The organism is Bacteroides sp. AF39-11AC (assembly GCF_003474285.1).
Taxonomy (GTDB): Bacteria; Bacteroidota; Bacteroidia; order Bacteroidales; family Bacteroidaceae; genus Bacteroides.
In genome coordinates this window covers 446,117-466,749 of sequence record NZ_QROH01000004.1, presented here as the reverse complement: position 1 = coordinate 466,749, position 20,633 = coordinate 446,117, and the positions used below count along the sequence as shown (strand labels likewise).

At 42.9% G+C, this 20,633-nt stretch carries 10 protein-coding genes and 1 pseudogene; 6 read left to right on the top strand and 5 right to left on the bottom strand.

Going from position 1 to position 20,633, the window contains the following annotated elements:
- Positions 1-112: 112 nt before the first annotated feature.
- The 4 genes and pseudogenes from hepC to DW036_RS10230 all read left to right on the top strand — a co-directional run.
- The gene (gene hepC, locus DW036_RS10245) at positions 113-2,098 is read left to right on the top strand and encodes a heparin-sulfate lyase HepC (protein ID WP_118463887.1); all 1,986 of its coding nucleotides are present in this window, start codon (positions 113-115) and stop codon (positions 2,096-2,098) included.
- 30 nt (positions 2,099-2,128) lie between these two features.
- The gene (locus DW036_RS10240; RefSeq protein ID WP_118463884.1) at positions 2,129-4,513 is read left to right on the top strand and encodes a PDZ domain-containing protein; all 2,385 of its coding nucleotides are present in this window, start codon (positions 2,129-2,131) and stop codon (positions 4,511-4,513) included.
- Positions 4,514-4,547: 34 nt separating this feature from the next.
- Positions 4,548-5,810: a DUF4995 domain-containing protein gene (locus tag DW036_RS10235; protein WP_118463881.1), complete on the top strand. Its 1,263-nt coding sequence runs from the start codon at positions 4,548-4,550 to the stop codon at positions 5,808-5,810.
- 204 nt (positions 5,811-6,014) lie between these two features.
- A pseudogene (locus DW036_RS10230) lies at positions 6,015-6,351 on the top strand (DUF6078 family protein); the annotation flags it as partial.
- Positions 6,352-6,704: 353 nt separating this feature from the next.
- Here DW036_RS10230 and DW036_RS10225 read toward each other — a convergent pair.
- The 3 genes from DW036_RS10225 to mutA form a co-directional block, all read right to left on the bottom strand.
- The gene (locus tag DW036_RS10225; RefSeq protein WP_118463878.1) at positions 6,705-10,073 is read right to left on the bottom strand and encodes a glycosyl hydrolase family 28-related protein; all 3,369 of its coding nucleotides are present in this window, start codon (positions 10,071-10,073) and stop codon (positions 6,705-6,707) included.
- A 183-nt stretch (positions 10,074-10,256) separates the two neighbouring features.
- Positions 10,257-12,404 carry a methylmalonyl-CoA mutase gene (gene scpA / locus DW036_RS10220; RefSeq protein WP_118463875.1) on the bottom strand — a complete coding sequence of 716 codons (2,148 nt, stop codon included), beginning with the start codon at positions 12,402-12,404 and terminating at the stop codon, positions 10,257-10,259.
- A gap of 1 nt (position 12,405) precedes the next feature.
- The gene (gene mutA / locus DW036_RS10215) at positions 12,406-14,265 is read right to left on the bottom strand and encodes a methylmalonyl-CoA mutase small subunit (protein ID WP_118463872.1); all 1,860 of its coding nucleotides are present in this window, start codon (positions 14,263-14,265) and stop codon (positions 12,406-12,408) included.
- Positions 14,266-14,618: 353 nt separating this feature from the next.
- Here mutA and DW036_RS10210 point away from each other — a divergent pair, with 353 nt between their 5' ends.
- Complete coding sequence (locus DW036_RS10210) at positions 14,619-16,280, top strand: putative transporter (RefSeq protein WP_022391616.1); 1,662 nt, start codon at positions 14,619-14,621, stop codon at positions 16,278-16,280.
- A gap of 193 nt (positions 16,281-16,473) precedes the next feature.
- Here the strand turns inward: DW036_RS10210 and DW036_RS10205 are convergent, their stop codons facing one another.
- Together DW036_RS10205 and DW036_RS10200 are read right to left on the bottom strand one after the other, a co-directional pair.
- Entirely contained in the window at positions 16,474-17,100 is a 627-nt protein-coding gene (locus DW036_RS10205; protein WP_118463869.1) for an AAA family ATPase, read from the bottom strand.
- Between the two features lie 125 nt (positions 17,101-17,225).
- Entirely contained in the window at positions 17,226-18,578 is a 1,353-nt protein-coding gene (locus tag DW036_RS10200; protein ID WP_118464294.1) for an MATE family efflux transporter, read from the bottom strand.
- 223 nt (positions 18,579-18,801) lie between these two features.
- Here DW036_RS10200 and lysS point away from each other — a divergent pair, with 223 nt between their 5' ends.
- Positions 18,802-20,532: a lysine--tRNA ligase gene (lysS, locus tag DW036_RS10195; protein ID WP_118464292.1), complete on the top strand. Its 1,731-nt coding sequence runs from the start codon at positions 18,802-18,804 to the stop codon at positions 20,530-20,532.
- Positions 20,533-20,633 lie beyond the last annotated feature (101 nt).

The following is a 20,633-nucleotide window of genomic DNA, read 5'->3' as shown; positions in this document are numbered from 1 at the left end:
TGATGCTTTTATGAGAATGTATGAGAGGAATATTTTGTAGTATTATATTCAATTTATTCCTCTCTCTTTCATCTCACAAGAAGATAGATATATTCATTATAAACAATATACAATGAAAAAGCTGCCTACCATAATACTCTGCTTTTATCTGTGTTTTTTTACCAATACGGTATGGGCACAATCACTGAATGAAGATGTATTTACTTTGCTGGACTTAAGCTACCCGGGATTGGAAGAGGTAAATCAACTATATAATGAAGGAAACAAGGAAGATGCTGCAAAAGCCCTTCTAAAATATTACCAGAATCGCAAAAGAATAATTAATCCCACCATTAATCTTGATAGCATTACCATCAGCAAACAAGAGCAAGAATGGGCAGATAAAGCATTAGAACATACATTTTATGTACACGATGGTTACGAGCCTTTCAATTATGGGAAAAGCATCAATTGGCAATACTGGCCGGTGAAAGATAATGAACTACGCTGGCAATTGCACCGCCATAAGTGGTTTATCCCCATGGGAAAAGCATATTATTTAAGTAAAGACGAAAAATATGCCAAAGAATGGGTTTATCAATATAGAGACTGGATTCAAAAGAATCCCTTACTCGAAATTGATACACAAGAGTATGAGATACTAAGCCATAGCAAGACCAAAGGTATAACAGAAAATGTGCGATTTGCCTGGCGACCCTTAGAGACAAGCCACCGTCTGGCAGACCAGATCAACCAATTTACACTTTTTCTTTCATCACCTTCATTTACAGCAGACTTTCTGACGGAATTTCTCGTGAACTACCGGTGTCACGCCTTTCATGTACTTCATAACTATTCAGCAGAAGGAAACCATCTGTTATTCGAAGCGCAACGCATGATTTATGCAGGTGTATTCTTCCCCGAATTTAAAGAAGCCGTTTCATGGAGAGAAAGTGGCATCAAGATTTTGAATAGAGAAATAGAGAAACAAGTATACGAGGATGGAGGACAGTATGAATTAGACTTGGGGTACCATGCCGCTTGCATCGATATATTTCAGAAAGCATTATTTATGGCAGAATCCAATGGATTCCACAATGAATTTCCACAATCATATATCAAAACTGTAGAGAGAATGATTGTCTTTTTTCTGAATCTTAATTTCCCTGATTATACGTACCCATGCTTCAGCGATGCCAGCCGGGAAAGCACATGGAACAGATTCCGGAATTGGACTAAATTATTCCCTGACAATGAACAAATACGCTATTTTGCTACTCTGGGGAAGGAAGGCAAGGTACCGGATAATTTATCTAAAGGCTTTCTCACTTCCGGCTTTTTCACATTTCGTAACGGGTGGGATAAAGATGCCACAATAATGATGATAAAAGCCGGTCCAAAGGGAGAATGGCATTGCCAACCCGATAATGGCACCTTCGAATTGTGGTTTAACGGCAAGCATTTGTTCCCGGATTCAGGCTCATACGTATATGGCGGCGATGAAGAAGTAGCGAAACTCCGTAATTGGTTCCGACAAACAGCCGTACATAACACACTGACATTAAATAACCAAAATTTAGAGGGCACGCAGTCTGTAACCAAACTATGGAAAGCAGATGGTGATATACAAGTACTGGTGACAGAGAATCCGAGTTATAAGGAACTAAAACACCGGCGTTATATATTCTTCATAGACAATTCTTATTTTGTTATTGTAGATGAAGCTATAGGAACAGCACAAGGAACTATAAATTTGCACTACCAACTCTGTGATGGAAAAGTAAACATCGATTTTCAAAATAAGAAATTAACTACCGTCTACAAAGGCGACAGCAATGTAGCATTGCAGTGTTTCGCAAATAAAGAAATAAAGATGGAAGAGGAAGAAGGTTGGTACTCCACATCCTATCGCCATCGTACGAAGCGCCCTGCTTTTGCATTTAATGTTGAAAAAACAAATGAAGAAACAGTGAGGTATATAACTGTAATATATCCTATCAAAGATATAAATAGAAAAGTTGATATCTCGGCTGAATTTAAAGCAAAAGCCAAAAACGGAATAGAACTTGAAGTGGGAATCAATGGTAAAAAGAGAATACTAAAATGTCAACTGCAATAATAAAGAGTATAACGGTAAAGTAATACTAAAATGGGAAGAAAGATCATATTTTATTTGTTTCTACTATGCTTCGTCAGAACAAATTATGTATACTCACAGACACAATATTTTGTGTCTCCCAATGGAAAAAATACAGGAAAAGGAAGCATTGATTCTCCTTTTCTAAGCATAGAAAAGGCAAAGCAAGAAGCGCGCAAGCAAAATGGAGTGACAACCATTTACCTACGTGAGGGAGTATACCGGTTGGAACAACCACTCATTTTAACATCCGAAGATGGAAATGAAGAAAAACAACTTGTAATTTGTGCATATCCTAAAGAAAAAGTTATTATTACAAGCGGAGCAACTCTTCATCCCAACTGGAAATATTACAAGAAGAATATCATGAAATTCTCAGTAAAGGAATCAGTGATAATGGATCAGCTATTTGTCAATGGCAGCTATCGTCCAATGGCCCGATACCCTAATTTTGATTCTACCGCAGTCAGATTTAACGGCACCTCGGCTCAAGCTACTTCTATCGAAAGAATCAAGAAATGGAAAGCACCTCAAGAGGGATATCTACATGTCATGCATGCGTCAGACTGGGGAGATGTCCATTATCAAATTATCGGGAAGGACAAGAATAATATCTTGCAATTGGAAGGAGGCTGGCAAAACAACCGTCCTTCTCCCGGACATGTACAAAACCGAATGGTGGAAAATATTTTCGAAGAATTGGATGCACCGGGAGAATGGTATTATGACCCAAAAAACAGAATACTCTATTATTATCCTATACCTAACGAAAATATTGAAGAGGTCGTATTAGAAACTCCCCAACTGAAGCATCTGGTTGAATTGAGAGGAAGTAAGGAAAGGCCGGTACAGAATATTACTATAAGGGATATTGAGTTTACCCAAACCACCCGAACTTTTATGGAACATTATGAGCCCTTATTGCGCTCGGACTGGGCCATATATCGGGGCGGCAGTATTCTACTGGAGGGTAGTGAAAACTGTAGGATACAAGATTGTAATTTCTACAATTTAGGAGGTAATGCGATATTCTTCTCTAAATATAATTACCAATCTTCTGTCATTGGTTGTCATTTGTCTCAGATAGGTGCCAGTGGAATTTGTTTCGCAGGTGATCCTGAAGCCGTGCGTTCTCCTTCATTCAGGTATGAAGAATCCATAGCTATACCACAGATTGATCGTACCCCCGGTTCTAAAACGGACAATTATCCAATAGAGTGTTTAGTTTATGACAATTTGATTCATCATATAGGACTTTACGAAAAACAAGTTGCCGGAGTGCAATTATCAATGTGCAGTTCCATCACTATTAGCCATAACAGTATCTACCATACCCCACGTGCAGGTATCAACATTAGTGAAGGTACTTGGGGAGGACATGTTATTGAGTGCAATGATGTTTTCGACACTGTAAGAGAAACAGGTGATCACGGTTCATTTAATTCCTGGGGCAGAGATCGTTTTTGGAGAAGCAATCGTTCCCAAATGGACAGCTTGGTTGCAGTAGAGCCTGACATCATCCTTCTTGACGCTAAAAAAGAAAATATAATACGGTACAACCGATTCAGATGTGACCGTGGTTGGGATATTGACCTGGATGATGGTTCCAGTAATTATCATATTTACAATAATCTTTGCTTGGGTGGAGGGATAAAGCTAAGAGAAGGTTTTTATCGAGTTGTAGAAAACAATATAATAGTTAATAATACATTCCACCCACATGTATGGTTCAAAAACAGTGGTGATGTGTTTGTCAGAAATCTGATAATGCGTCCTTATCGTCCTATCAGAGTTTCTAATTGGGGAGCAGAGACAGATTACAATTTATTTACTGACAGCCTGTCATATCAGAAGGCAATTAGAAATCATACAGACAAACATTCTGTTGTTTATCCCGTGACATTCAAAAATGCCCTCATTGGTGACTTCAGTATTGTGGAGATTTCAAAGATAACTCCTTTATGTGGTTTCAAGAACTTTGAGATGGATAAGTTCGGAGTGGTTTCTCCTAATTTAAAACAACTGGCTAAACACCCCCAAATGCCCCTCCCGACTATTTATGCGCATAAAGCTAAAAACATAGTCACTAAAAGCTGGTCAGGATTGTCTTTGAAAGAACTGGATTCGGAAGAAGAACGTTCCGCTACCGGAATGGATTCTAAGCGAGGTGTATATGTCATTGCTGTTGATGCATTGGAAAGTCCATTACGTGACTTTATACAACCTAATGACGTAATTCTTTCATTGGCAGGAAACGATATTCACACATTGGCGGATATGATAAAATACACTAAACAGGCTGATTTTACCAAAGTAGTGGAAATTATCATTTTCCGAAATCAAAAGGAGAAACAGATATTAATCCCTGCAAACGTAGTCTATCAATCAGAAGATTAAGTAGTATAGTAATAATCATAATTCAATTTTTAGTATGAAAATAAACAGATTAATTATAGCCGCTCTATTATTGGGGCTCGTCAGTTGTCAAAAGAAAACAGATATGAATCAGGAATCATGGGCAAAAGAAGCTTTAGATGTTGCTTCCTATCAATTGGAATTGACGGCAAATGAGCTTGCTGACTCTGCAAAACTTCCCAGATCTGTATGGGCGGGATATGACACCGACTTTCTTACCAGCCAATTGGAACGAAGTCCCGATTCATTCCAAAAAGCTCTTTTACCTAATCCATCTGTTGAAATAACAGGTAAAAGGCATCTGACCGATATCTACGATTGGACCAGCGGTTTTTTCCCCGGGAGCCTATGGTATGCCTATGAGATGACAGAAAATGAGAAATTAAAAGAAGAAGCTATCAAATATACGAATTTACTGAATCCGATAAAAAGTTTCAAAGATACGCATGATTTAGGTTTCATGATCAATTGCAGTTTCGGCAATGCTCTCCGTCTGGCTCCTAATGACAGCATCAGAAGCATAATCGTGGAAACAGCAGATAATCTCCGCGCACGTTTCAATCCAGAAATTGGCTGTATCCGCTCGTGGGACTTCGGACACTGGAATTTTCCGGTTATCATTGATAACATGATGAACTTAGATTTATTGTTTAATGCAACCCGGCTGACTGGTGACAGTATTTATTACAAAACAGCTGTTAAACATGCCCAGACCACTATGAAACATCATTTCCGTCCGGATTATACCTCTTATCATGTCATCAGTTACAACAGTGATGGCACAGTGGAAAGTAAAGGTACTTATCAAGGTAAAAACGATGGTTCTGCCTGGTCGCGCGGACAAGCTTGGGCAGTATATGGCTACACTTCATGTTATCGCGAAACAAAAGATACTGCTTTCCTTCAAGAAGCTACAAACATAGCGGATATGATTATGAAAAGAGTAACTACCGACGACTGCATTCCATATTGGGACTATGACGCACCGGTAGGTAAAAGCACTCCGAGAGATGCTTCGGCAGCAGCCATCACAGCCTCAGCATTACTTGAACTCAGCACCTTGGCTCCGGAAGGAAAGAAATACTTCGACTATGCCGAAACCATTCTGAAGAATCTTTCCAGTGATAAATATTTGGCAGTGAAAGACAGCAACCAAGGATTTGTACTGATGCACTCCACCGGTTCACTTCCTCATGGCTCGGAAATTGATGTGCCGCTGAACTATGCAGACTACTATTATCTGGAAGCTTTACAGAGATATAGGAATCTAACGAAGTAATCAGATTGTTTGACAGGGTAAATCCGTTACTGATGTATGATATGGAAGTAACGGATTTTTTATTTGTAAAAGATAATCCTGATATTTCAGTCAAACATACTTTATAAAAACAAGTCATAATATCACAGAATATCATTTTATAATCTGCCTCAATCTGTGATATATATCGTACCTTTGCCGCACAATCATTTAATTGAAAACACAGTGGAAAAAGAATCATTCGATTATTCAAGAGTTCCCCATAACTTTGGTCTGTGCGCGACAGCAGATTGCCCTTATGCCGACACTGAACCCGAAAACAATTGAAGCCATGACAAGGAAATGCGAATATTACCGTTTCAACCAAAAAGTGCGCTATGCCAAAGTTTTTGTCCGCACCACGGAAGCACTGGCTGTCAGTGCGTCAGGAATATTCCGCTATGGGCTGATAGGCAGTTGAGGAATCAGACGATATTATCAGAAACGGAAAGGAGAAACTTTACTCTCGCCTGCCGAACAACAAAAAGCGATGGCACTGGCCAGGAAATTGGGCTTGCAACAAGGTTTCTGCTATCTATCATACAACAGACGGCCAGTTATATCTTACAAACAAACAGCCGTTCCCCGGCAGGTGAATGAATTTCACCTTACGAGGACACGGCTGTTTCATTTCATGGTAACAACCCTCACCCCACACGGTAACTTCATTTACACGCCGAGGTAAAGGTCGTTACATACCGAGGTAAAGAGCGTTACAATAAGCGGTAAAAGTCGTTACATCCTGCGGTAAATGCTTTTACATTACCAAAAAAACATTTGGTAAATACAACACATTGATAATCAATATAAAGACTAAAAACAAACAATTTATAATTCTCATCAACCAAACGTGAAATCACACTCCGGTCAAGGCTTTTATTCTTTAAAGAACAGTTTCTTCCGCAACACATTCGTACCATCACTGACCACCACAATATAGAACCCGCCTTGCATACCGGATAATTGCAAGGAATTAGTATTCACTTGCTGTGATAATACGCGTCGTCCCGACAAATCAATGATTTCAACCTGATTGTCTACATCGCTTTTCAATCCACTCCAAGCCAACTGACCGTCATAATAATAAATCTCTCCAGCTGGTTCGGCAACCTCTGGTGATATACTTGTAGGGGTATCATTCACTAGTGCCGCATAGAGTTCGTGGATAGACCAATATCCGCCCTTCGTTCCGGTCTGAGTAATTTTGAAGTGTGTTGCCGTCTCTTCCGGGAAACCGATAATCAGTACGGAAGTGCCGTTTTTCCCTTCGGCTACAAGTTTCCAGTCAGCGTTAGCGCCATTCTTCACATACAGTTCATAACCGGCAGGACCGTCACCGGGACTTTTTGAAGAATCCAGGATTATTCTGTTCAGCTTATTGGCAGCATTCATATTCACAGTAACCATCTGACCGTTTTTTTGTGACTGTCCTGTGTCCCATCTGGTGGATACATTATTGTCAATGGCATTACGGGCATTCCCATTGTTCACATTGGCAGTGATGCTCCACTTAGTGCGGCTCAACAAGGCATCGGTAGCCTCAAAAACAGGTGTAAGCGTGAGATTGCAATCCCATTCACCCATCAGCTTAATTCTCCACGATTCTATATCGAGGACACTGGCACCAACGAATGCCTGCTTCTCATGACTTGAGTTAGCAATACTAGCGTCAGACTTCATATTTACTACCGCATTGTGCATCTTGGCCTTTCCGGTTGATTTAGGCAAATAGAAATGATAAACGTTGCCGGTAGTCGAAAAATTGGCCAGATTCAATACCAAGTTCCCATTATTAATAACAGCCGAATGTTTAGGTCCTCCCCAAAGATCTATGCCATAAAACTCAGCATTTCCTGTAAATGTTTCACCCAAAGTAATGTAACGGGTATCAGGGAAAGCGGTGCTCTTTGCCTCAAGAGCAACCAACTGCGTATTCACCAGCGGAAAACCTGCACTGCCCAACGCATTGAACATGGCAGCATTCATCGAACCATCTATACCCAGTCCAAGTACCTTGCCGGAAGCAGCCCTGCCTGCATCGGACTTATCGAACACAATACCCTCGTACCCTCCGTAATGGAAATCATTGTAAAGAATCTCATCAGTACAGTCTTCCACCGTAATAAAACGAAGTTCCTTCATATTCTGATCGTATGCCTTGCCATTATCAGCATCGGCATTATTAGACCAAGATCCAAACTTTGTTTCAGCACCACAAGCATAGACAATGGTATTGAACTGCATGTTATTAACCATACCGCCTTGCGAACCTCCGCCTATACGAATCACATTCTTGAAGGCATGCCCTGCCAGATAGTCCACATAGTGGTTATCGCACTTATTACTGAACAAATCCAGTCCGTTCCAGGCTGCACGTATGCCGACGTTGACAATATAGATATCTTTCCCTTTCCCCTGAATGGTGTACGGATACTGTGCCATCGCAGGCAACATTGAAGAGAGTTGTTCAGGATAATTAATGGATATTCCACGAACACCACTACCGGCTTCAAGTTTCAAAAATGATTCTCCAGAAGGCTGTCCTTTACCAGCATATACCTCAAAAATGGTTCCGTGCCCGCGGGGAATACTCCCAAAATCAGCTGCACCACGCAGTTCTACTCCGGTAGGCACAGTAAGAGTCCCGAGCATCTTATACCGCCCGCCGGGAAGATAGACAATCCCCCCCCCATCAGCTTTGGCTTTATCCAGGGCACTTTGTATAGCTGCAGTAGCATCCTTCGCACTATTAAGACCATTACGAATCGCATTTTGGATACTCTGCGTATTCGTAGAAGCATTGAAAGGCACAACGAAAGGTTCAATGCCGAAATCAAGGACATTATAAAGCGCCACACGGGCAGGTTTTGTTTCAGGTACACGCAAGTCAGGAAATTCCGGCAGTTTGTTCCTCTCCGTCAGAGCAGTGTGATCTATATGACATTCAAACAGCGAATTGTTTTGAATATCTACTCTCTTTGCGAAGCGGTTACCCTTAAGAATGCAGCGTGCATCCGAACCTATGAAAACTTGCGGAGTACTATTATTGAAGTCGCAATCCGAAGCGACAAAATCACCTGACATACTATTCACCGCTCCCCCTTTTACAGTACATTGCTCCATCATCAAGCGAGAAGAAGAACCGGATTCCATAAGTACAGCATTCTCACGAGCGGATATTTCACATCCGTAAAGCTGAATAGGGCCGTCGGCAGAAGATACAACGATACCATTTTCACAATCCTCCATCTCCACGCGAGTAAACATAATGCCGGAGGAAGAACTACCATCAACATGAATACCGGTCTGGCAGCCTTTCAGGTGAAAACCGTAATTATGACCGTTCGGATTGCCGTCACCGGACATGCTATTTCCGGTCTTAAAACCACAATTATACCCTTCGATATCGACGAAACAGGTGTAAGACCAGTCATTACGACGCATTGTTATACCTACCCCATTTTGGTAGATCCAATCAGTGAAAGCGGAACCTGCTTTCGGTGCTCCTTCAAGCCCTGAACCTGCCCAATAATCAGGAGAAAAGTATATCTGCTCAAAACGACCGACGTCAGCGATGTTATCAATCTCAATACCACGGCTCAGTGGGGTTCCATACACATCATAGATATTCGGGCAACCACCACCGTTCTTTCTGGAAAGGATAATGCCGCTGTAAGAATTTACCAATGTTACATGACGGACATTACAATATTCATTACCCCACACACCATCACGTCCATAAAGCACTGTCGGCGGATAAGGCTTTATATAATCCGGATCCTGGTGTGGATACCAAATGGAGAGGTAGGTCAAAGCAGTGGAAGGCTCCATGGTAATGAAAGATTTCGACTCAAGTTCATCTCCTCCGGCATTGTCTACCATCAGAATGGTTCCCTGTATGGCTACTCCTTTGGTCGGCCGTTTCCATTCGCCGCGCAGCGTCACACCTGTAGGAATATAAAGTTTCCCGGTAATACGATAACGGCCGGCAGGAGCAAAAAGCACACCACCACGCCTGTTCTCACCCAGTTTGTTAAGTGCCGTTTGGAAAATACTCCACGAGTCTTCCACTCCGGTAGGATCTGCTCCAAAGTCAGCTACAACGTCATACGTTGCCACACCGATGTCATCTGCCGGATATTCATCCGACACAATCAGTTTCCAGTTACCAGACTTATCATTTGATTGTGCCTGTACACTTACAGCTAATAAAGCTGAGATAAAAAGAAGTAATAATTTTTTCATGCAATATCAATTATTAGATTACGGATATCAAAGAAATGATGCCGCAAATATCCACCGGATTGGTTAAAGAAAAGATTAATATGACATTAAAAACCAACTAATTTTATCTCTATATACTTAAAATACGAGAGGCAGGATATTAATACAATACCCTGCCTCTCTAAAACTATATGAATGAAAGATTTATTCTTCGTCCATCAAGATTTCCAGAATCTGACAAGCAGCTTTGGCAACTGGGGTACCGGGACCAAAAATAGCAGCTACACCGGCTTTATACAAGAAATCATAGTCCTGTGCAGGAATTACACCACCTGCAATTACGATGATATCCTCACGACCCAGCTTCTTCAGTTCTTCAATGATTTGCGGAACCAGTGTCTTGTGTCCGGCAGCCAATGAAGATACGCCCACTACGTGAACATCGTTTTCAACAGCTTCGCGGGCAGCTTCGGCAGGCGTCTGGAACAACGGTCCCATATCCACGTCGAAACCACAATCGGCATATCCGGTCGCAACTACTTTGGCGCCACGGTCGTGACCGTCCTGACCCATCTTGGCAACCATAATACGAGGCTGACGTCCCTCTTTCTTTGCAAACTTCTCGGCCAATTCGCAAGCACGCTTGAAGTCGCTGTCATTCTTACTTTCTGATGAATACACGCCTGATATAGTTCTGATTATTGCCTTATAACGTCCTACAATCTTTTCGCAAGCATAAGAGATTTCTCCCAACGTAGCGCGAACACGGGCAGCTTCTACTGCCAGTTCCAGCAAATTGCCTTCCTTGGTTTCCACGCATTTGGTAATAGCTTCCAATGCTTTCTGCACTTCAGCTTCATTTCTTCCTTCTTTCAAACGTTTCAGGTTCTCAATCTGTTCCAGACGAACAGCCGTATTGTCGATTTCGAGGATATCAATCGGAGCTTCTTTCTCCAGACGATATTTATTCACACCAACGATAGTCTGAGAACCGGAGTCGATACGAGCCTGTGTACGTGCAGCAGCTTCTTCGATACGCATCTTAGGAATACCGGTTTCGATAGCCTTTGCCATACCACCCAGTTTTTCTACTTCTTGGATAAGCTCCCAAGCCTTGTGAGCCAAGTCATTTGTCAGAGACTCTACATAATAAGAACCTCCCCATGGGTCAACGTTCTTACAGATATAAGTTTCTTCCTGAATATAAATCTGAGTATTACGTGCGATACGGGCAGAGAAGTCTGTCGGCAATGCGATAGCCTCATCAAGAGCATTGGTATGCAGAGACTGAGTATGTCCCAAAGCTGCAGCCATAGCTTCTATACAAGTACGACCTACATTATTGAACGGATCTTGTTCAGTCAACGACCAACCGGAAGTCTGGGAGTGCGTACGCAAAGCCAGTGATTTCGGATTCTTCGGATTGAACTGTTTCACGATCTTTGCCCAAAGCATACGAGCCGCACGCATCTTGGCAATTTCCATGAAGTGATTGGTACCGATAGCCCAGAAGAAAGACAAACGCGGAGCGAAAGCATCGATATCTATGCCTGCGGCAACACCGGCACGAAGGTATTCAAGACCGTCGGCCAACGTATAAGCCAACTCAATGTCTGCCGTAGCTCCCGCTTCCTGCATGTGGTAACCGGAGATAGAGATAGAGTTGAACTTCGGCATCTTCTGAGAAGTATATTCGAAAATATCGGATATGATCTTCATGGAGAATGCAGGCGGATAAATATAGGTATTACGCACCATGAACTCTTTCAGGATATCGTTCTGGATAGTACCTGCCATTTCCTCCAATTTAGCACCTTGTTCCAGACCGGCGTTGATATAGAATGCCAGAATTGGAAGAACAGCACCATTCATAGTCATGGACACAGACATCTTATTCAGAGGAATACCGTCAAAAAGAACCTTCATGTTTTCCAGTGAGCAGATAGATACACCAGCCTTGCCCACATCACCTACCACACGTTCATGGTCAGGGTCGTAGCCACGATGTGTAGCCAAGTCGAAGGCTACAGACAAACCTTTCTGTCCGGAAGCCAGATTACGACGGTAGAATGCATTTGATTCTTCAGCTGTAGAGAATCCGGCATACTGACGGATTGTCCAAGGGCGTAGTGTGTACATCACTGAGTACGGACCACGCAGATAAGGAGGCAGACCGGCAGCATAGCCCAAATGTTCCATGCCTTCCAGGTCTTCTTTTGTATAAACAGGCTTCACTTCAATGTGTTCCGGCGTTTTCCAATCAGCATGGATGCCGTTAGCCTTTTGCCACTCAGCACCGTTAGCGGGCTTGAATGCGGCATATATATCTAAGTTTTTAAAATCTTTTCTCATCTTACTTCAAAAGTTTAGCGTTGTATTCCTTTAATGTTTCCAGTACGTTGACACGAACATGGATGAAGTTCTCGATACCGGCAGCTTTCAGCTCGTCCATATTGGCAGGAGCACCGGCTACGATAAACATAGCACGACCATTCAGAGCCTGGAAAGCCGGAACAGCATATTCTGCATATTCATCATCACTGGAACAAAGCACCACGATATCAGCTTTAGCAGCCATCGCAGCTTCCACACCAGCTTCTACAGTCGGGAAGCCCAGGTTATCAACAACCTCATATCCGGCACAAGCAAGGAAGTTACAAGAGTACTGAGCACGTGCCTGACGCATAGCCAGATTACCGATAGTCAGCATAAAGGCTTTCGGACGCTTACCTGAAGCTTCTGTTTCGAGGCGCAATGCTTCGAATTCACTGGCAGCACGGTCAAAGTTGAGTGTAGCCACATCTTTCTCACAAGTATCATGACCACCGCAGCAGCAAGTAGCTTCCAGCGGTTTCTTCTCGCCTGCCTTCTCATTAAAGTTCGGGAACTGATTCGTACCCAGCAACACTTCGCGACGTTGAGCAACCGCTTTATGACGAGCCTTGTTACTTTCGTTCACAGCAGCCTGCACCGTACCTGCCTTCACAGCAGCATAGAAGCCACCTTCTTCTTCAACAGCCAGGAAAAGTTCCCAAGCTTGTTTAGCAATGGATACAGTCAGATTTTCAATATAGTAAGAACCGGCAGCAGGGTCAATCACCTTATCAAAGTGTGACTCCTCTTTCAGCAACAATTGCTGATTGCGCGCCATACGTTCCGAAAATTCATTAGGAGCATCGTAAGTCTTATCAAACGGAGTTACTGTCATTGAATCTACACCTGCCAGTGCAGCACTCATAGCCTCTGTCTGCGTACGCAACAGGTTTACATGAGCATCAAATAAAGTAAGGTTGAACGTAGAAGTTTCAGCATGTATGTGCATTTTGGCGGCACATTGAGCATCGGCATCATAAGAAGCTACGATGTTTGCCCACAACATACGGGCAGCACGGAACTTAGCAATCTCAAGGAAGTAATTAGAGCTGATACCAAAGTTGAATTTAATCTTCTTGGCAACAAGAGCAGCAGGAACCCCTGCTTCTGTCAGCTGATTCATATATTCATTACCCCAAGCGAGAGCATAACCCAGTTCCTGGGAAATGTATGCTCCGGCATTGTTCAGCGTCAAAGCTGTCACATTCAGTACACGGTATTTCGGCAGAGCAGTAGTTGCTTCAATCAGAGCTTTGGCTGTTTGCACCATATCACCCTTTTCTTTGCCCTTTGCCAGCATCTTGTCAAAGAAATCATAACCGATGGAACCCTGCAACTTCGCTAGGTCATAGCCTTTCTTCTGGAAGTAAGCCACCAAAAGTTCTGCAAGTCCTACCACATGTCCCTGACAAGTATAGAAATTCAGCTCTACACACTCAGCGCAGATTCCCTCAAGCAAAGTCTCGATGTATTCGGCATTGAGTTCTTTTGCCTTTACACGGAAAGCCAGTGAATCGATACCTTTATTCAGGATATCCAGCGCTTTTGCATTGGCTTCCTTGGGGCATTCCACTTTAATTTCCTGGCGAACAAGCCACTCGTTGTTGTCTTTCTTGGTACCTCTGAGATAGGGGAATTCACCGGGAAGTGCATCCATCGTTTTCAATTCCTCGAGGTCTTCCATGCGATAGAAAGGTTTTACCTTGAATCCTTCGTTTGTTTTCCAAACGAGTTTCTTCTCAAAATCAGCTCCTTTCAGGTCAGCTGTTACTTTCTCCATCCACTGTTCGGTGGTGGTGGGAGCAAAGTCCGAGAAGAGTTTTTCTTTACTGTCTGCCATAGTTTACTTTATAATTAAAAAGATAATTAGTAATCTCTTCATTTACCTATTTGCATAAAATAGGACTTGCAAATATACTCAATAACTTAATAATACAAGGTTTTTTAAGTAAAATTCGCATGGAGAAATGACATTCTGCAAGCATGAATTCCGCATGCATATACATGATTGCAAAGTACACCTTACATTTTAGAGTATAAACTAATATCCCTGCATACTACCCAATTAACCTCTGACACCTTTACCTATACCCTAAAAGAAAAACTCCAGCAAACCCTTTGCCACCTCCCTTTTAATGCCTACCTTTGCGCGAAAATTCAATAAGCTAATAAAAAAGATAAACAAAAGTAACTATGGATTGGTTAGAGAGTTTGTTATGGGACCCTGCCTCCGTCGCCCATATTGTATGCTTGTATGCATTCGTAATATCTGTCGGCGTGCTTTTGGGTAAGATTAAATTTTTCGGGATATCATTGGGTGTCACATTTGTGCTCTTCACTGGTATTCTGATGGGACATTTCGGTTTTACGGGTGAAACACACATTTTGCACTTCATCCGCGAATTCGGGTTAATTTTATTTGTATTCTGTATCGGTCTACAAGTAGGACCGTCGTTCTTCTCTTCTTTTAAGAAAGGTGGAATGACCCTAAACATGCTTGCAGTAGGTATTGTGGTACTGAATATTGCAGTAGCTCTGGGTATTTATTTCATCGACGGGGGAATCGATCTTCCCATGATGGTAGGTATCCTCTACGGTGCTGTCACCAATACTCCGGGTTTGGGTGCCGCACAGGAAGCTTTGAATCAGTTAAACTACACGGGCGACCCTATCGCACTGGGATATGCCTGCGCTTACCCGCTCGGTGTTGTCGGTATCATTGGTTCCATCATTGCTATCCGCTACATCTGCCGGGTGAACCTGAAAAAAGAAGAAGATGAACTGGCCGTTCAGACTTCTGATATGAAGCACATGCCCCACATGTTACATCTGGAAGTCCGCAACGAATCTATTGACGGGAAAAAACTCATCCAGATCAAAGAGTTTATGGGACGTCCTTTTGTATGCTCACGTATCCGTCACGAGGGACATGTCAGCATCCCCAACCAAGATACGGAATTTCATATCGGCGACCAGGTATTCATTGTATGTTCCGAAGAAGATGCTGAAGCAGTAACCGCTTTCATCGGTAAAGAAATTCAGGTGGACTGGGAAAAACAAGACATGCCGATGGTTTCGCGCCGTATATTGGTGACAAAATCTGAAATCAATGGTAAAAAATTAGGCAGCCTCCATTTCCGTAGTATGTATGGAGTAAATGTAACCCGTATCAACCGTTCCGGTATGGACTTGTTTGCTGATCCGAACCTGATACTACAGGTAGGTGACCGTGTAATGGTCGTTGGGCAGCAAGATGCCGTAGAGCGTGTTGCCGGAGTACTGGGTAATCAACTGAAACGTCTGGATACGCCTAATATTGTGACTATCTTCGTGGGTATCTTCCTGGGTATCCTGTTGGGTAGTCTTCCTATCGCTTTCCCGGGCATACCCACTCCGGTCAAACTCGGTCTGGCAGGTGGTCCGCTGGTAGTAGCTATTCTTATCGGCCGCTTCGGTCATAAGCTGAAACTGGTGACTTATACAACCATGAGTGCCAACTTGATGCTGCGTGAAATCGGTATCGTACTCTTCCTTGCCAGCGTAGGCATCGAAGCCGGTGCCCACTTTGTAGAAACAGTGGTAGAAGGCTCCGGTTTGCTGTATGTAGGCTATGGTTTCCTGATCACTGTTATTCCTTTGCTGATTATCGGTATGATTGCCCGCTTCTACTGCAAAGTGAATTACTTCACCCTGATGGGATTGATTGCCGGTAGTAACACGGACCCTCCTGCACTAGCTTATGCTAATCAGGCATCCGGTAATGACGCTCCGGCAGTAGGTTATTCTACTGTTTATCCGTTGACAATGTTCCTGCGTATTCTGGCAGGCCAGATGATATTGCTGACAATGATGTAATATCAGATGATATAAAAGAAAAGAGAGATTACGCAGTTGTAGTCTCTCTTTTTTTTGTTCTGTTTTTCCCCTTCATATTACCAAGACCGTGTTTTCTCCGTACTTGCTCCGTGTCTATACACTTGGACTTGGTATGGAGTTGGTATGGACCAGATACGGAGAAGGTATGGTCCGGGTTAGAAATTGTTCTGTTTCACTTTATTTTAAGCTTCACAAAATCTTCTATAAAATCGATAGTCTTTTCAATCCCCAGCACAGAAGAGTCAATGCACAGATGATAGGTTGCCGCAGCTCCCCATATCTTATAGCTATAATAGTTATAATATTCCGAACGTTTTTTATCAGCCTTATTCATCATATTTTCGGCTTCTTCTTCTGAAACATGATGTGAAGCACACAGACGGGCAACGCGTGTTTCATGCGAAGCGGAAATAAAGATATTGGCACAACGGGGATGATCACGCAGGATATAATCGGCACAACGACCTACAAAAAGGCAGGATTTCTCTGCTGCCAACTGGCGGATTACATCACTCTGCACCTTGAAAAGCGCATCGTTACTGAGGCAATTCTGGGTTGGTAAAGCACCATCTCCCACAAAAGGGAAACGCATGCCAAAGAGTCCGCCGATAATCCCTTGCGAGGCACGTTCATCGGCTTTCTCAAAAAACTCACGGCATAGGCCGCTCTCCTTGGAAGCCAGAGTTATTAACTCCTTGTCATAGAAATCGATACCCAAACGGGCTGCCAACTTCTCCCCTATCTCCTTTCCGCCACTTCCCAATTGGCGACCGATGTTCACAACGAATTTCTTATTCATAGCTTCAATCTAAATATTGGTTTACTAATAGCAAAAGTAAGGATTTATAGGAAAGAAACAAAAAAATAATCTATACTATTTTTCCGGTTATAGCTAACTTTACCACGAACCGCATGTTTTTCACGCTATCCTTCGCCTCTTTTAAATTTACGGAACTGGCTAACCAGCATCACCATTGCCACCAAACTGGCAAGTAAATCGGAAACCGGCATACTATACCAAACACCGACCGCACCGAAGAAATGAGGCAGAATTATCAGTGCCGGAAGCAGGAAAAGCATCTGGCGGGTAAGAGACAAGAATATAGCCTTGCTCGCCATCCCGATACTCTGGAAGAAATTCGACGTCACCATCTGGAAACCGATTATCGGAAAGAACATCACTACAACACGCAGTCCACGTGCCGAAATAGCTATCAGTTCTTCGTCAGAAGTAAATATGGAAACCATCAGATCGGGTATAATCATTCCCATCAGAAAACCTGATGTAGTGACAACCGTAGCAAAGATTATAGTCAGTTTCAGCACCCGGGAAACACGTGCATATTGCTGCGCACCAAAGTTATATCCGGCAATAGGCTGCATGCCCTGATTCAATCCCATCACGATCATTACGAATATAAATACCAGGCGGTTGACAATACCGAATGCACCGATAGACAAGTCTCCACCATAGCGCTTCAACCCCTGATTAATAACAATTACAATAAAACATGCTGCCAGATTCATCAGGAAAGGAGACATACCGATAGCAAGCGAATCCATCACAATCTTACGGCGCAGGCGGAATATACCGCGATGGAAATGTAGCAGCTCGTCTTTGTTACTGAATATCTTAAATTGCCACAACAGTGAAATAACCTGTGCTATGATGGTGGCAATAGCAGCTCCACGAATCCCCCAGCCGAAACCGTAAATAAATAAAGGGTCAAGTATCGTATTGATAACTACTGTAGCGATAGTGGCGTACATTGCCTTTTGCGGATGTCCGGAAGAGCGTAGAACAGCATTTAAGCCAAGATAAAGATGGGTGACAACATTACCCAGCAAAATAATCTGCATGTATTCACGGGCGTACTTCACCGTTTCATCACTCCCACCAAAGAAGTAAAGGATAGGATCGAGGAATATCATCGTTACGACCGTAAAAGCCAATCCCAGTACGATATTCAACACCAGTACATTACCCAAAATACGCTGGGCTGTATCATAATCTTTTTGTCCCAGTTTAACCGATACCAATGTGGAAGCCCCAACTCCTACCAACGAGCCGAACGCAGCAGCAAGATTCATCAGGGGGAAAGTTAATGCCAGTCCCGAAATAGCCATTGTGCCTACTCCGTGACCGATAAAAATGCTATCTACCATATTGTATAAAGAAGATGCCGTCATAGCGATAATCGCCGGTACGGCATATTGCATCAGTAGCTTTCCAATCTTTTCTGTTCCCAACGCTGTGGGTGCCTTTTGTCCTGTCATAATACCTATTTCCTCTATTTTGGGGTGCAAAGGTACTGATTTTCCCATAAGCAAACAAGAAAAGGAGAACAAAGAGATTATCGCTACTTCAAAGAGAAATTCATTCACTCCACTGAGAATGTACACGTTGACTTTAAACTTTTCCTAATTCTCCCCTTCTTCATGCCATTATATGAAAAATGTTTCGTATTTTTGCTCCCAAATTGTGTTAATGTACAACGAAATGAATGTATTAGAACTAAGTGAACAGGAAATCATTCGACGTAATAGTATGAATGAACTTCGCGCGATGGGCATCGAACCCTATCCCGCTGCAGAGTATGTAACCAATGCTTTCTCTACAGATATAAAAGCGGAATTTAAAGATGACGCAGAACCTCGCAAGGTATCCGTAGCCGGACGTATGATGACGCGCCGGGTAATGGGTAAGGCTTCGTTCGTTGAATTGCAGGACTCCAAAGGTCGCATTCAGGTGTATATCACTCGCGACGATATCTGTCCGGGAGAAGACAAGGAACTCTACAATACTGTATTTAAACGCCTGCTCGACTTAGGCGACTTCATTGGAATCGAAGGTTTTGTTTTCCGTACTCAGATGGGCGAAATCAGTATCCACGCCCAGAAGTTGACCGTACTGGCAAAATCCATCAAGCCACTGCCTATCGTAAAATACAAAGACGGTGTAGCTTATGACTCTTTTGAAGATCCTGAACTGCGTTATCGCCAACGTTACGTCGACCTTATTGTAAATGACGGCGTAAAAGATACATTCTTAAAACGTGCCACTGTCATTAAGACCATGCGTGCCGTACTGGATGAAGCTGGCTATACCGAAGTGGAAACTCCCATTCTGCAATCTATAGCAGGTGGAGCAAGCGCCCGCCCGTTCATTACCCACCACAACTCACTGAATATCGACCTGTATCTGCGTATCGCTACCGAGCTTTACCTGAAACGTCTGATTGTAGGTGGTTTTGAGGGTGTTTATGAAATCGGCAAGAACTTCCGTAACGAAGGTATGGACAAGAACCATAATCCGGAGTTCACCTGTATGGAGCTTTACGTACAATATAAGGATTACAATTGGATGATGAATTTTACCGAAAAATTGCTGGAACGTATCTGCATTGCTGTAAATGGCAGCGAAGAGACCACCATCGACGGTAAGACTATCAGTTTCAAGGCACCATACCGCCGCTTGCCTATCCTGGATGCTATCAAGGAGAAAACCGGTTACGACCTCAATGGCAAGAGTGAAGAAGAAATCCGCCAGATCTGTAAAGAGCTGAAGATGGAGATTGATGACACCATGGGCAAGGGTAAGCTGATAGATGAAATATTCGGTGAATTCTGTGAAGGAACTTTCATTCAACCGACATTCATCACTGACTATCCTGTTGAAATGAGTCCGTTGACCAAGATGCACCGCAGCAAACCGGGTCTGACTGAACGTTTTGAGTTGATGGTGAATGGCAAGGAACTTGCCAATGCTTACAGTGAGTTGAATGATCCCATCGATCAGGAAGAACGTTTCAAAGATCAGTTACGCCTGAGCGAAAAGGGTGACGATGAAGCAATGTTCATCGACCAAGACTTCCTGCGTGCCCTGCAGTTTGGTATGCCTCCTACATCTGGTATCGGTATCGGTATCGACCGTCTTACTATGCTGATGACAGGTAAGTCATACATTCAGGAAGTGCTATTCTTCCCGCAAATGCGTCCCGAGAAGGTTATCCCGAAAGATGCTCCGGCCAAATATATGGAACTGGGCATTGCCGAAGACTGGGTACCCGTTATCCAGAAAGCCGGCTACAACACAATAGAAGACATGAAAGGTGTAAATCCGCAAAAGTTGCATCAGGATATTTGCGGTATCAACAAGAAATACAAATTGGAACTGACCAACCCATCTGTAAATGACGTAGAAGGCTGGGTCGAAAAAATTAAGAATTAAAGAATTAAAAATTAAATAAGAAGATTAAAGATCGAACGAGGGAAAGGAGTTTACTTTCCTTTCCCTCTTTTAATTTTTAATTATTAATTATTAATTTCGAT